This window comes from Burkholderia lata, assembly GCF_902499025.1.
In the GTDB taxonomy this organism is placed as follows: Bacteria; Pseudomonadota; Gammaproteobacteria; order Burkholderiales; family Burkholderiaceae; genus Burkholderia; species Burkholderia lata_C.
This window is the reverse complement of record NZ_CABVPW010000020.1, coordinates 138,529-152,560: the sequence shown is the minus strand read 5'-3', so window position 1 is coordinate 152,560 and position 14,032 is coordinate 138,529. Positions and strand designations below refer to the sequence as shown.

At 67.7% G+C, this 14,032-nt stretch carries 10 protein-coding genes; 6 read left to right on the top strand and 4 right to left on the bottom strand.

The features are described 5' to 3' along the window. The first annotated feature begins 349 nt into the window (after nucleotides 1–349). Both otsB and otsA read left to right on the top strand, forming a co-directional pair. Nucleotides 350–1,102 carry a trehalose-phosphatase gene (gene otsB / locus BDI24065_RS21280; protein WP_174945757.1) on the top strand — a complete coding sequence of 251 codons (753 nt, stop codon included), beginning with the start codon at nucleotides 350–352 and terminating at the stop codon, nucleotides 1,100–1,102. Continuing rightward, nucleotides 1,099–2,478: an alpha,alpha-trehalose-phosphate synthase (UDP-forming) gene (otsA, locus tag BDI24065_RS21275; RefSeq protein ID WP_175032930.1), complete on the top strand. Its 1,380-nt coding sequence runs from the start codon at nucleotides 1,099–1,101 to the stop codon at nucleotides 2,476–2,478. Before otsB ends, otsA begins: the two co-directional genes overlap by 4 nt. Nucleotides 2,479–2,557: 79 nt before the next feature. On the opposite strand, the gene BDI24065_RS21270 is transcribed toward otsA, so the two are convergent. Continuing rightward, nucleotides 2,558–4,390 (bottom strand): ABC transporter ATP-binding protein, encoded by a 1,833-nt coding sequence (locus BDI24065_RS21270; protein WP_175032929.1) that lies wholly within the window; start codon nucleotides 4,388–4,390, stop codon nucleotides 2,558–2,560. A 563-nt stretch (nucleotides 4,391–4,953) separates the two neighbouring features. On the opposite strand from BDI24065_RS21270, the gene BDI24065_RS21265 reads away from it, so the two are divergent. The 3 genes from BDI24065_RS21265 to BDI24065_RS21255 all read left to right on the top strand — a co-directional run bounded on the left by BDI24065_RS21265 (nucleotide 4,954) and on the right by BDI24065_RS21255 (nucleotide 7,566). Further along, nucleotides 4,954–6,018 carry a glycosyltransferase family 4 protein gene (locus BDI24065_RS21265; RefSeq protein WP_006476459.1) on the top strand — a complete coding sequence of 355 codons (1,065 nt, stop codon included), beginning with the start codon at nucleotides 4,954–4,956 and terminating at the stop codon, nucleotides 6,016–6,018. A 237-nt stretch (nucleotides 6,019–6,255) separates the two neighbouring features. Next, the gene (locus tag BDI24065_RS21260; protein WP_175032928.1) at nucleotides 6,256–7,062 is read left to right on the top strand and encodes a hypothetical protein; all 807 of its coding nucleotides are present in this window, start codon (nucleotides 6,256–6,258) and stop codon (nucleotides 7,060–7,062) included. Between the two features lie 39 nt (nucleotides 7,063–7,101). Further along, entirely contained in the window at nucleotides 7,102–7,566 is a 465-nt protein-coding gene (locus BDI24065_RS21255) for a DUF2214 family protein (protein WP_175032927.1), read from the top strand. A gap of 188 nt (nucleotides 7,567–7,754) precedes the next feature. On the opposite strand, the gene gudD is transcribed toward BDI24065_RS21255, so the two are convergent. Next, complete coding sequence (gene gudD, locus BDI24065_RS21250) at nucleotides 7,755–9,107, bottom strand: glucarate dehydratase (RefSeq protein WP_175032926.1); 1,353 nt, start codon at nucleotides 9,105–9,107, stop codon at nucleotides 7,755–7,757. A 358-nt stretch (nucleotides 9,108–9,465) separates the two neighbouring features. On the opposite strand from gudD, the gene BDI24065_RS21245 reads away from it, so the two are divergent. Next, complete coding sequence (locus BDI24065_RS21245; RefSeq protein WP_175032925.1) at nucleotides 9,466–10,227, top strand: FadR/GntR family transcriptional regulator; 762 nt, start codon at nucleotides 9,466–9,468, stop codon at nucleotides 10,225–10,227. A gap of 138 nt (nucleotides 10,228–10,365) precedes the next feature. On the opposite strand, the gene BDI24065_RS21240 is transcribed toward BDI24065_RS21245, so the two are convergent. Together BDI24065_RS21240 and BDI24065_RS21235 are read right to left on the bottom strand one after the other, a co-directional pair. Beyond that, a complete protein-coding gene (locus BDI24065_RS21240) occupies nucleotides 10,366–11,514 on the bottom strand; it encodes a branched-chain amino acid ABC transporter substrate-binding protein (RefSeq protein WP_175032924.1) in 1,149 nt (382 codons plus the stop codon). Between the two features lie 370 nt (nucleotides 11,515–11,884). Further along, nucleotides 11,885–14,029, bottom strand: a complete 2,145-nt coding sequence (locus BDI24065_RS21235; protein ID WP_175032923.1) for a phosphocholine-specific phospholipase C — start codon at nucleotides 14,027–14,029, stop codon at nucleotides 11,885–11,887. Nucleotides 14,030–14,032 lie beyond the last annotated feature (3 nt).

Below are 14,032 nucleotides of genomic sequence, written 5' to 3'. Positions count from 1 at the left end.
GGCCAATCGCATACCAAATCCATTTAATCAGTGCCCCGGCCATCAAACCGCGGCGCTTTTCAACAGCCTGCTAAGGCTCGATCGGACGGAATGGTAGCCGGGGCGCGGCGCCATGCGTCGCGCGGCAGGCGGTTGCGACTGTAGCGCAATTCGCGCGCCCGCGTCCTTTCGAAACCCGTACTCGGCGGGCGAGCGGGGCAATATGTCGCAGTTGACGCAGGCGGCGGCGCGATGCCGGCGCTGCGCCGGTTTCGCCCAACTCGATGCGCAGGCGCGGTAAGATGCGCACAATTCCATTCGCGCAGCGGCCGCCCGGCGTTTGCCGGCCGGCCCTCACACTATCGAATCGATGCAATCCGTTCCGGCTTCCCTGTCCCTGACCGATACCGCGTTCTTCTTCGACTTCGACGGCACGCTCGTCGAACTGGCGCCCACGCCCGACAGCATTCATGTTCCGCCGTCGCTGCTGACGCTGCTCGACGAGCTGCAGCGCCGCTCGCACGGCGCGGTTGCGATCGTGTCCGGGCGCGGTATCGACAACATCGACACGTTCCTGAAGATGCCCGGCATGCCGATCGCCGGCCTGCACGGCGCCGAGCGCCGCGATGCGAACGGCGACACGCAGCGCATCGGCTTCAACGACGAACGCCTGCTGCGCATCGAGCGCGAGCTGGCGGCCGTCGTCGACCGTCATCCGGGCATGCTGCTCGAAATCAAGGGCGCGGCCGTCGCGCTGCACTACCGCAACGCGCCCGAGCGCGAGGCGGCGGCGCGCGCGGCCACCGAGCGCCTCGTCGCCGACTACGCCGATGCGTATGTGCTGCAGCCCGGCAAGATGGTGTTCGAGATCAAGCCGAAAGGCGTCGACAAGGGGCGCGCACTGGCGGCATTCCTCGACGAACCGCCGTTTGCCGGCCGCGTGCCGGTGTTCGCGGGCGACGACCTGACCGACGAGAAGGGCTTCGCGGTGGTCAATGCGCGTGGCGGGCTGTCGATCAAGGTCGGCGCGGGCGAGACGTCCGCCCGCACGCGGCTCGATTCGGTCGACGCGCTGCATGAGCAGATCGCGCGCTGGCTCGGTGCGGGGCAGCCGGACGCATGAGTCGCCTCATCATTGTTTCAAACCGCGTCGCGCCGATTTCGGAAGGCGAACCGGCGGCGGGCGGCCTCGCGATCGGTGTCTACGATGCGCTGAAGGAGACGGGCGGCATGTGGTTCGGCTGGAGCGGCGAAGTCGTCGCGTCCGGCGCGCCGCAGATCCGCGTCGAAGAGCACGGGCCGGTCACGTTCGCGACCATCGGCCTGTCGCGGCGCGACTACGACCAGTATTACCGCGGCTTCTCGAACGCGACGCTGTGGCCCGCGTTTCACTACCGCGCCGACCTGATCCAGTACGATCGTCACGAGTTCGAAGGTTACAGCCGCGTGAACGTGTGGCTCGCCCAGCAACTCGTGCCGCTGCTGCAGGACGACGACGTGATCTGGGTGCACGACTATCACCTGATCCCTTTCGCGCGCGCACTGCGCGCGGCTGGCGTGAAGAACCGCATCGGCTTCTTCCTGCATATCCCGTTTCCCGCTGCACAGGTGCTCGTCAATGTGCCGCCGCATCGCGATCTCGTCGAGTCGCTGTGCGCGTTCGACCTGCTCGGCTTCCAGACCGAACCCGATCTGCGCGCGTTCTGCGACTACGTCGAATCCGAAGCGGACGGCGTGATCGAGCGCAACGGCCACCTGGCGACGGTGCGCGCATTCGGCCGGACGCTGCGCGCGGCCGCGTATCCGATTGGCGTGCATCCGGACGAAATCGCGTCGCTCGCGCAGGCCGGCGAGCACGGCAAGGCGGTGCGCACGCTCGCGACGTCGCTGCGCGGTCGCAAGCTGATCATGAGTGTCGACCGGCTCGATTACTCGAAGGGGCTCGTCGAGCGCTTCCGCGCGTTCGAGAAGCTGCTCGAGCACGAGCCGTCGCATCGCAATCGCGTGTCGTTCCTGCAGATCGCACCGTCGACCCGTGCGGAGCTGCGCGCGTACCAGGACATCCGCCTGCAGCTCGAAGGGGAGTCGGGGCGCATCAACGGACGCTTCGCGGAGCTCGACTGGGCGCCGATCCTCTATATCCACCGCCAGTACGACCGCCAGTTGCTTGCTGCGCTGTACCGGCTCGCGCGGGTCGGCTACGTGACGCCGCTGCGAGACGGGATGAACCTCGTCGCGAAGGAGTACGTATCCGCGCAGAATCCGGACGATCCGGGCGTGCTCGTGCTGTCGCGCTTCGCGGGCGCGGCGCGCGAGCTGACGGGGGCGCTGATCGTCAATCCGATCGATATCGACGGGATGGCCGATGCGTTGTCGCAGGCGCTGACGATGCCGCTCGCCGAGCGGCGCGCGCGTTACACGGACATGATTGCGCAGCTTCGCGAGAACAACGTGTCGGTGTGGCGCGACAACTTCCTGCGCGATCTGCAGCACGCGTAACCGGCGGTTCGCCGGGCAATAAAAAAGCCGCAGTGCGAGAAGCACTGCGGCTTTTTTGTCGGCTGCGGGCGCCGGTGCGTCAGGCCACGCGCTCGCCGGTCGGCGCACCGCCGTCGGGGGCCGCGTGATGGCGGCCGTGCTGTTTCGCGAGCAGGTCGCGGTACAGGCCGGGGCGGTTGCGCAGTACGTCGGGCGGGCCGTCGTCGATCACCTTGCCGTTGTTCATCACGATGATCCGGTCGAAGTTGCGCAGCGTCGACAGGCGGTGTGCGATCGCGATCACCGTGCGGCCGACCATCAGGCGGTCGAGCGCGCTCTGGATCGCTTCCTCGGACGCGCTGTCGAGCGCGGACGTCGCTTCGTCGAGCAGCAGGATCGGCGCATCCTTCAGGATCGCGCGCGCGATCGCGATGCGCTGGCGCTGGCCGCCCGACAGCTTGACGCCGCGGTCGCCGACGATCGTGTCATAGCCTTCCGGCATCGCCTCGATGAACTCCGCGCAGCGGGCGTCGCGTGCGGCTGCGAGCACTTCGTCCCGGGTCGCTTCCGGGCGGCCGTACGCGATGTTGTCGTAGATCGTCCGATGCAGCAGCGAGATGTCCTGCGGCACGAGCGCGATCGCCTGGCGCAGGCTGTCCTGCGTGATCGTCTTCACGTCCTGGCCATCGACCTGCACGACGCCGTCCTGCGTGTCGTAGAAGCGCTGCAGCAGCGCGAGCACGGTCGACTTGCCGGCGCCCGACTTGCCGATCAGGCCGACGCGCTGGCCCGGCTCGATATGGAGGTCGAAGTGGTCGAGGATCGCACGGCGGTGCGGATACGCGAACGTCACGCGCTCGAAGTCGACGCGGCCGCCCTTGGCCGACAGCGGCTGCGCGTCGGAGCGGTCCGGCATTCCGTGCGGCTCGAGCAGCGTCTTCACCGCTTCGGACAGGCGCGCGATGTGCTGCGTGACGTCGACGAGCGCGACCGCGAGATCGCGCGTGCCGTGCAGGATCGTGAAGCCGAGCGAGCTGACGAGCACGATGTCGCCCGACGTCGCGCGGCCCTGGTCCCACAGCCACAGCGCCCAGCCGAGCAGGCCGGCGGACAGCATCGCGGTGATCACCGCGTGCAGCAGGCGCAGCTTCTCGAGATAGAGCAGGCTCTGCTGGCGCGCATCCATCTCGGCCTTGACCGTCGCGCCGAAGCGCTTCTGCTCGCGCAGCGTCATCCCGAATGCACGCACGAGGCCCATGTTGCCGATCACGTCGACGAGCTCGCCGTCGACCGCCGCGGCCTTCGCCGCGAACGCGTGGTGGCGGGCCGAGCCGCGTCCGGCGAGCTTGAACAGGATGACGGACAGCACGGCCGAACAGCCGAGCAGGCCGGCGGCCATCATCGGATTGACGACGATGATCATCAGAATCGCGCCCATCACCGCGATGCACGGCGGCAGCACGTTCCACGCCATCGTGTTCTCCGACGTGTAGACGGCGTTCGACGTGGCCGTGATGCGGCTCGCGAGCGTGCCGGGCTGCTTTTCGGCGTAGTAGGTGGGCGAATGGCCGATCAGGTACTGGAACAGGTCACGCCGCAGGTCGCCGGTGACCGCGACGAACGTGTGCGCGGCGAACCAGCCGCCGACGCGCCACAGCAGGTTGTCGGCGGCGATCAGCCCGACGAGCAGCGCGAACGCGCTCCACAGCGGGCCGGGGTGGTGGCGCCCGGTCGCCAGCACGTCGATCAGGTGCTTGATCGCGTATTGCGAGCCGAGCGCACAGCCGACGGCGGCCAGCACGCTGCAGAGCACGATCAGGTGGGCGACAGGATGCAGGCGGATGTAGCGGAACAGGAACGCGATCGGTCGATGCGCGTAGCTCGACAGCTTCGCGTTGTGGGCGTTGCGCTGGGCAGGGGTGAGAGATTCCAAAATATGCGTGCGGTGATTCGGTGATTGAGCGTGGCGGCGGGATCGCATGCCGGCGTTCGCCCGGACTGAATAATCCGGCATTGTAAACAAGGCCGCGTGTCGCGCTGCGCGAATCTTGCCTTGGCCAGGGGCTCGCGATCGATTTTGAGATAAAATCCGGCATCCCGTCCTGCCTCATGTGCCGGAATCACGCTGCCGGCAGTCACGGGGGCAAGGAATGCCAAAAGGGCCTTCCACTCTAGAACGGACACCCAAGTCCGCGGGTTGCAAAGTGTTGCGCCTTTGTAACAAAGTAAAGTGTTTGAAATGTTGTGCGCCGTATCAGGATTAACCCTAGATAATCGGCTCCGGGTTCGATTCCAGGTTTTTTACGAACCCCTGTCAACGGGTCTTCGTTTCAAACGTTCTATGCCTGTCGCGTCGCCGACGCTCCTTGAGCAGCGCGGGTTTGACGCCCCCGGCAGGCTGATTCGTCCGATCTTCGGACGAATTGCATCCAGCCCGGACCGCCGGCAGGTTGCCGACCCATACCTGGTTTTTAGCCGATTTTTTAGGAGTTACGCATGCGAATCGCCCAAATCGCTCCGTTGCACGAAGCGGTGCCCCCGAAACTGTACGGTGGTACCGAGCGAGTGGTGTCCTACCTCACCGAAGCACTTGTCGAGATGGGGCATGACGTCACGCTCTTCGCGAGCGGCGATTCGCAAACCTCCGCGAAGCTCGAAGCCTGCTGGCCGCAGGCGCTGCGCCTCGACCCGACGATCCGCGACGTGATGGCGCCGCACATGCTGCTCCTCGAGCAGGTGCGCCGCCGCGCGGAAGAGTTCGATGTCCTGCACTGCCACATCGACTACTACCCGTTCTCGCTGTTCTCGCGCCAGCCGGTCCCGCATCTGACGACGATGCACGGCCGTCTCGACCTGCCGGAACTGCAGCCGATCTTCAACGCATTCAGCGACGTGCCGGTCGTGTCGATCTCCGACAACCAGCGCATCCCGCTGCCGCAGGCGAACTGGCTGTCGACCGTCTATCACGGCCTCCCGGAAAACCTGCTGACGCCGATCCCGAACGTGAAGCCGAGCTACCTCGCGTTCCTCGGCCGCATCTCGCCGGAGAAGCGCGTCGACACGGCGATCCGCATCGCCGAGCAGGCCGGCCTGCCGATCAAGATCGCCGCGAAGCTCGACAAGGCTGACCGCGCGTACTACGAAGAGAAGATCAAGCCGCTGTTCGCGCTGCCGCACGTCGAGTACATCGGCGAAATCAGCGAGTCCGAAAAGACCGAATTCCTCGGCAACGCGCACGCGCTGCTGTTCCCGATCGACTGGCCGGAGCCCTTCGGCCTGGTGATGATCGAGGCAATGGCCTGCGGCACGCCGGTGATCGCGTTCAAGCGCGGCTCGGTGCCGGAAGTGATCGACAACGGCGTGTCGGGCTTCGTCGTCGAAGACGAGCTGTCGGCCGTCGCCGCGCTCAAGCGCCTCGATACGCTGCCGCGCGAGAAGGTCCGCGCCGCGTTCGAAGCCCGCTTCTCGTCGAAGGTGATGGCGCAGAATTATGTGAAGGGCTACGAGGAACTGCTGCGCCAGAAGCGTCGCACGGTGCTCCGCGAAGTCAACGCAAGCTGATTGCGGGCCGCCGCCGCGCTGCGGCGGGTGGCTTGCCAGCGACGCCCCGTCCGGGTTCCCGGCGGGGCGTTGTCACATCCGCGGCGCGGATCTGTTGTATTCTCGCCGCGCCCGACGCCGTGATCGGCCCCGGAAGCGGCCCGGCAGGGCATCCGTCCGTCTGTCCAGACGGTAATGTCCCTATAATGGCCGTGCCGTGAAATCCGGCCCCGCACGAATATCCAGAGGAGAGCAGTCTTGGCGAGAACGAAATCCACGCGCGCAGCGCCGGCCCCCGGCGCCGGTGTGATCTTCGCGTTGCGTGCGATCGGTCTCGTGCTGCTCGCACGCTGGCTGTTCTCGATGTCCCAGATGGGCTATCGCTCGTCGCTGTCGGCGATGGTGTCGTCGCCCTGGGCGTTCGTCTACCTTCTCCTGATCTTCCTGCTGCTCGCACTGCCGGGCGCCGTCGCGCGCGCCGAACGGCCGTTTCATCCGCTGCCGCAGTGGCTGCGCCAGGCGCTGCGCGTCTTCGCGCTGATCGGTTTGTTGTTCGCGGTCTGGTCGATCGGCATGTTCGTATGGGTGGACGGCTGGCGCCTCGCGCTGCATGCGGTGACGGCAACCAACGGCTGGCTCGTCGCCGCACCGGCGCTCTATGCGGCGATCGTCTGGATCTGCCGCCCGCGGCCGCTGTGGCGAACCAACGTGGCCGCTCGCCGCTTCGCGGTCGGCCGTTATGCGATTTCGCTCGACGTGCTGACGCGCACCGCGATCGTCTGGATGGAAAGCCGCAAGGTCGGCCAGTACGACGCGCGCGAACTGTCGGTGCGCTGGCCCGGCCGCAAGGCGCCTGCTGCAGGCGACGGCGCGACGGAAGGGCAGCCGGCAGTCGTGCCGCCGCGCCGCGGCAGCCTGTTCAATCGGCCGAAGGTCGAGCTGCTGTGGGATTCGCCGGCGGCCGTCGGCCATAACCGGCAGATCGTCATGCGTGCGCCGCTCGCGACCGAAGGCGACCGCGTCGCGGTGCTCGCGCTCGACGCGGCGCTCAAACAGATCGTCTGACAAGTCCCGCGCGCGGCGTGCGGGCGACAAGGAGGCGAGATGATCGTCCGCTGGTTGCTGGCTGCCATTCACCTGAGCGCGTTCGGCGTCGCGTTTGCCGCGATCGCGGGGCGTAACCGCGCGTTGCGCCGGCTCATCGCGTCGGCGCAGGCGGCCGACCTGCCCGGTGTATTCAAGGCCGATGCCGCGTGGGGACTGTCGGCGCTCGTGCTGATCGTGACGGGCCTGATGCGCGCGTTCGGCGGCTTCGAGAAAGGCTCCGCGTACTACCTGCACGAACCGCTCTTTCACCTGAAGATGACCGCGCTCGTGCTGATCCTGCTGCTCGAGGTCGTGCCGATGCTCGGGCTGATCCGGTGGCGTGTCGCCGCGCGGCAGCAGCAGATGCCCGATCTCGGCCGGGCGCGCACCTTTGTGCGGATCGGCCATTGGCAGGCGGTGCTGGTGATCGTCATCGTGTTCGCCGCGTCGGGGATGGCGCGGGGGATTGGAGTGGCGGGCTAGGGCTGGCCGGGCAGGCTTGGTCTGGGCGAGGCCGGGCAGGCCAGCCATCGCTACCACCACCGTCGTCGCGATCCGGTTCGACCCGCGCAGCGTCTTCCTTCAGACACCCACCAATCCGACCGCGGGCCGCATCGCGCCTCTCGATTCCGGCTCGACCGGGCGATCCTGCCGCCCGGTCCGTTCCACGCTCAGCGCACGAGGCAGGGGCGCTTGTTGTTGAAGGTCCACCCCGGAATCAGGTACTGCATCGCCGCCGCGTCGTCGCGGGCACCGAGCCCGTGCTGCTGGTACAGCTCGTGCGCGACTGCGACGGCATCCATGTCGATATCGATGCCGAGCCCCGGGCGCTTCGGGACGTCCACCAGCCCGTTCTCGATCTTCAGCGGCTCGCGGGTCAGCCGCTCGCCGTCCTGCCAGATCCAGTGCGTGTCGATCGCGGTGACCTGGCCCGGCGCGGCGGCCGCGACATGCGTGAACATCGCGAGCGACACGTCGAAGTGGTTGTTCGAATGCGAGCCCCACGTGAGGCCCCAGTCGCGGCACATCTGCGCGACGCGCACCGAACCCTGCATCGTCCAGAAATGCGGGTCGGCGAGCGGGATGTCGACGGCCTGCAACTGCACCGCGTGGCCCATTTGCCGCCAGTCGGTCGCAATCATGTTGGTGGCCGTCGGCAGCCCCGTCGAGCGACGGAATTCGGCCATCACCTCGCGGCCCGAGTAGCCGTTCTCCGCGCCGCACGGATCTTCCGCGTACGCGAGCACGTGGTGCTGGTCACGGCACAGCCGCACGGCCTCGTCGAGCGACCATGCGCCGTTCGGGTCGAGCGTCACGCGCGCGTCCGGGAAGCGCTCGGCGAGCGCCGTCACGGCCTCGATCTCGCTCTCGCCAGCGAATACGCCGCCCTTCAGCTTGAAGTCGTTGAAGCCGTAGCGCGCGTGCGCCGCCTCGGCGAGCCGCACGACTGCCTCGGGCGTCAGCGCGGCTTCGTCGCGCACGCGCGTCCAGTCGTCGGTCGCACCGCGGCCGTCGCGGTAGGGCAGCGCGGTCTTCGTGCGGTCGCCGACGTAGAACAGGTAGCCGAGCATTTCGACGCGCTCGCGCTGCTGGCCCTCGCCGAGCAGCGCGGCGACCGGCACGCCGAGATGCTGGCCGAGCAGGTCGAGCAGCGCGGCTTCGAGCGCGGTGACCGCGTGGATCGTCGTGCGCAGGTCGAAGGTCTGCAGCCCGCGGCCGCTCGCGTCGCGGTCGGCGAAGGTGCGCCGCACGTCGTTGAGCACCGCGTGGTAATTGCCGACCGGCTGGCCGACGACGAGCGCGCGCGCATCGTCGAGCGTGCGGCGGATGCTTTCGCCGCCGGGCACTTCGCCGACGCCGGTCCGGCCCGCGCTGTCCTTCAGGATCACGAGGTTGCGGGTGAAGAACGGGCCGTGTGCGCCGCTCAGGTTGAGCAGCATGCTGTCGTGGCCGGCGACCGGAATCGCTTGCAGGTCGACGATACGCGGCGTGTCGTGGGAGGGCGAGGCAGTGACGGCGTTCATGGGCGGCGATGGCGAAAGGGTGGGCAATGCCGTGCGGCAAAAGCTTTGCCGCGCGCGGCGGGAGGTGCGATCATTCGACAACCGACGTGCGCGGCGCGCAAGCCCCGCAGGTCGATGCAACCCGGAACGGGGTGGGAGCGGCAACCGATCCAGCGGAGCGCGGAACGCGAACGCTGGCTGATCGTAAAGCATGGGACCAGGCGGCGCTGGAATGCCCGCTTGAGTCGACAGGAGATCCGTGTTTCGATCATCAGTCGTCGGATGACTTGTGACGCAGTATAATGAATCATCGGCTTTCGCTCAAACCCCGCGTAAACCCTCGGCTCACACTACGATCATTCAAAAAGGAACCGGCCTCATGTCCGTGCCTACGCTTCCCGCAGCGCCGCGCCGTCGCGCACGCAGCCTCGCACAAGATGTCGTCGACGCGCTGACCGCGCAGATCGAAAACGGCACGCTGCGTCCCGGCGACAAGCTGCCGACCGAAACCGAAGTCATGGCGGCGCAGGGCGTGAGCCGCACGGTCGTGCGCGAGGCGATCTCGCGGATGCAGGCGAGCGGCCTCGTCGAGACGCGCCACGGGATCGGCAGTTTCGTGCTGGAGCCGTCGCGCCGCCAGACGCTCGGCATCGACCCGGCGACGATCACGACGCTGCGCGACGTGCTCGCCGTGCTGGAGTTGCGCATCAGCCTCGAAAGCGAATGCGCGAGCCTCGCCGCGCAGCGCGCGAACGATACCGACCTGGCCGCGCTGCGGCGCGCACTCGACGCGATCGCATCGGGGGCGGGCGGCGGCCGCGACACGGCACAGCTCGACTTCCAGTTCCATCTGCAGATCGCGCAGTCCACCGGGAACCGCTATTTCGTCGACATCATGACGCAGCTCGGCACGTCGATCATCCCGCGCACGCGCGTGAATTCGGCCCGCTTTGCCGGCGACGATCTCGAGCGCTACGTCGGCCGGCTGAACCACGAGCACGAGGATATCTACGAGGCGATCGCGCGCCACGACCCGGAGGCGGCACGTGCCGCGATGCGCACGCACCTCACCAACAGCCGCGAGCGGCTGCGCCGCGCGCACGAGGCGGCCGAAGCCGAGCGCGACACGCAGGCCAGCTGACGCACCGGGCGGCGCGGCCCGCGGTGCCGCCGGCCCGGTCGAATCGCACCAACATCAGTCGTCATACGAGATCGATATTCGTTCATCGATCACCGGGGCCGGGCGGCGTTTGCGCCGCCCGGCCGCCGGCACCGCCGATCAGCCTCCCTTCGTCGTGATCGTCTTCCACGCGCCGCTCTTCACCTGGTACAGCGTCGACATCCCGCTCTTCAGCGAGCCGTCGTTCGCGAATGAAATGCGGCCCGTGACGCCTTCGAAGTCGATCTTCTTCAGCGCCGGGCGATAGACCTTCGGGTCGGTCGAGCCGGCCGCCTGCATCGCCTTGATCGCCGCCCACGCCGCGTCGTAGCCGAACTGCGCATACGACAGCACGTCGACGCCGAAGCGCTTCTTGAAGCGCTGTTCGAAATCCTTCCCTTGCGGCAACTCGTCGAGCGGACGGCCGTATTCCCACGCCATCGCGCCTTCGGCGGCCGGGCCCGCGATCTTGATGAATTCGTTGTCCTTCACGCCGCCGCCGCCGACGAACTGCGCGTTCAGCCCGAGCTGGCGCATCTGCTTGATGAAGTTCGCGGCGAGCGAATCGAGTCCGCCGAAGAAGATCAGGTCGGGGTTCTTGCCCTTCAGGTTCGTGATCTGCGCGCGGAAGTCGACCGCCTGGTTGCTGGTGAACTCGCGGTCGATGAGATTCCCGCCGGCCGCCTTCACGGCCTTCTCGAACTCGTCGGCCTCGCCCTGGCCGAACGCGGTGCGGTCGTCGATGATCGCGATGCGCTTCGCCTTCGTCACGTCGACCGCGTACTTGCCCGCGTTGCCGGCGTTCTGGCCGTCGGTCGCGATCACCATGAACATGTTCGCAAGCCCGCGCGCGGTGAGCGTCGGGTTGGTCGCGGCCGGATCGATCACCGGGATGCCGGCCTTGTCGTAGACGACCGAGGCCGGAATCGTCGTCCCCGAGTTGAAGTGGCCGACCACGACCGACACGTTCTGGTCGACGAGCGCCTGGGCAGCCTGCACGCCGATGCGCGGGTCGGCCTGGTCGTCCTGCACGACAAGGTTGAAGTGCGCGGGCTTGCCGGCGATCTGCACCTTCTGCGCGGCGGCATCGTCGAGCGCGAGCTGCACGCCGTTCTGCAGGTCCTTGCCGTAACCGGCGTTCACGCCCGTGAGCGGCGCGGCGAAGCCGACCTTCACGTCGGTCGAATCGGCGGCCTGGGCCGCCTGTTGCGAGAGGAGGGCAAGCGCGGATGCAATCGACACCGACAGCAGGGAATGACGGAATTTCATGTTGTTCCTCTTGTTCGACACCTGCGAGTGAGTACCGCATGCGCTCGGGCGGGCCGGGCGCGTGCGACGGGCGGGCGGTTCGACCGCTTCTCGGAATCGGGCGGGGAGGTCGGCATCGTTATCCTCGGAAGAATCTCCCGTCAGGCTCCGCGAAGAAGAGCCCCGATCGCCTCGATATATAGGTCGCCGATATGCCCGGGTCTTGGCAATTCGCCGCGCATTCGGTGCGGATTTGCGCATAGCTTCCGCGCGTGCGGAGGCGGCCGATATCGGGAGTTTCCCGTCGCGAACGGAGCGGGCGAAGCGGAGGGGGAGTGAGGAGCAGGGAGGCGGCGCGGCCCGCCGGGGCCGCGCCGCGCACGGGACGCCGTCAGTCGGACAGCGCGTCCGATGCGGCTTCGGCATCGTCGTGCGATGCGTGCGTGCGGATCAGCGGATCGCTGGCGCTCGGGCGACCCGTCTCGACGTGGCCCGCGAAGCGGCGCAGGAAGCCGAGCAGCCGGCCGTCGCTGACGGTCAGGTCGTACCAGCCGTGACTGCCGCGCAGATCCCAGTAGTCGTCGATCTGCTGGCCCGGCGCGAGGTCGAACGTGCGCGCGTGGCCGTGGCCATACGCGTTCGTGACCTTGAGCCGCACGGCCTTGTGGCCGCGGTTCATCAGGCGCAGCGTGATGTTGCCGTTCGCGACGTCGTAGCCGTAGATCACCTCGGGGTTCACGTTCGCGCTGCCGACGCCGGTCGCGAACGGGCCGCGGAAATGGCAGTAGAAGCCGTTCGGGCCGTACACGTCGAGGTCGTACAGGCCGAGCGACGCCGCGGCGCTCCACGTGTCGGCGACCCGCTTGCCGGCTTCGACCGTGTATGCCCACGGGCCGTCGAGGCGATTGCGCGACTGCACCTGGAACGCGGCGCCCGCCCGGCCCGTGTTCGCGAAGGTCAGCCGGAACAGGCCGTTTACCGATTCGACGCGGCCGTGCACGAACAGCTCGTACGGCAGCGCACGCGCCGGACGCAGCCCGGCCTCCTGCTTCGGCAGCTTCTGCAGTACCGGCGGCACGGGGATGTAGTCGGGGTGGCGCAGGCGGTCGGGCGGCGCGTAGCCGCTCGTGTCCGGCAGCGTCGGCCAGCCGGCGTCGGCCGTCGCGAAATCGAATGCGGCGGTCAGGTCGCCGCACACCGTGCGGCGCCACGGCGAGATGTTGCCGGCCTTGACCGGGTATTGCGCGCCGAAACGTGCCTCGATGAATTGCAGCAGCGACGTGTGATCGTAGGTCTGCGAGCAGACCCAGCCGCCCTTCGTCCACGGCGACACGACGAGCATCGGTACGCGCGGCCCGAGTCCGTACGGGCCGGCCATGTGCGATGCGTCGCCGGGGAACACCTCGTTGGTCGTCGCGACCGTCGACAGCCCGTTGTCACGCGACTGCGGTGCAAATGGCGGCTGCACGTGGTCGAAGAAGCCGTCGTTCTCGTCGTACGTGATGAACAGCGCGGTCTTGCTCCATACCTCCGGATTCGACACGAGCGCCTGCAGCACCTGCTCGATGTACCACGCGCCGTAGTTCGCCGGCCAGTTCGGATGCTCGGAATACGCTTCCGGCGCGCAGATCCACGACACCTGCGGCAGCGTGCCGTTCTTCACGTCCTGCTGCAGGATGTCGAACAGCGTGCCGCCCGCGCTGATGTTGGTGCCGGTGCGCGCCTTGTCGTACAGCGGCGTGCCGGGCAGCGCGTTGCGGTACTGGTTGAAGTAGAGCAGCGAGTTGTCGCCGTAGTTGCCGATGTACGGGTTCTGCGTCCAGCCCCACGACCCGGCGGCGTTCAGGCCGGTGCCGACGTCCTGGTAGATCTTCCACGACACGCCGGCGTTCTCCAGCACTTCCGGATAGGTCGTCCAGCCGTAGCCCGCTTCCTCGTTGCCGAGCACCGGGCCGCCGCCCGTGCCGTCGTTGCCGACGTAGCCTGTCCACATGTAGTAGCGGTTCGGGTCGGTCGAGCTCGGGATCGCGCAGTGGTACGCGTCGCAGATCGTGAACGCGTCGGCGAGCTGGTAGTGGAACGGGATGTCGTCGCGCTTCAGGTACGCCATCGTCGTGGTGCCCTTGTTCGGCACCCACTGGTCATAGCGGCCCTTGTTCCATGCCGCGTGCATGTCCTGCCAGCCGTGCGGCAGGTCCTGCAGGAACTGCAGGCCGAGCTTGTCCGCGCCCGGGTGGAACGGCAGCAGTTCGGCCGGGCCGACCGGCTGGTGGAACACCGACTTGCCGTTCGCGAGGCGAAGCGGGCGCGGGTCACCGAAGCCGCGGACACCGCGCATCGTGCCGAAGTAGTGGTCGAACGAGCGATTCTCCTGCATCAGGATCACGATGTGTTCGATATCGCGGATGGTGCCGGTGCGGCGGTTCGCGGGAATCGCAAGCGCATCGCGAATCACGGGCGGGAACAGGTTCAGCGCGGCGGCGCCGGCGGTGCCGGCAGCGACGCGCAGGAAGTCACGACGGTTCGATCGGGTCATGGT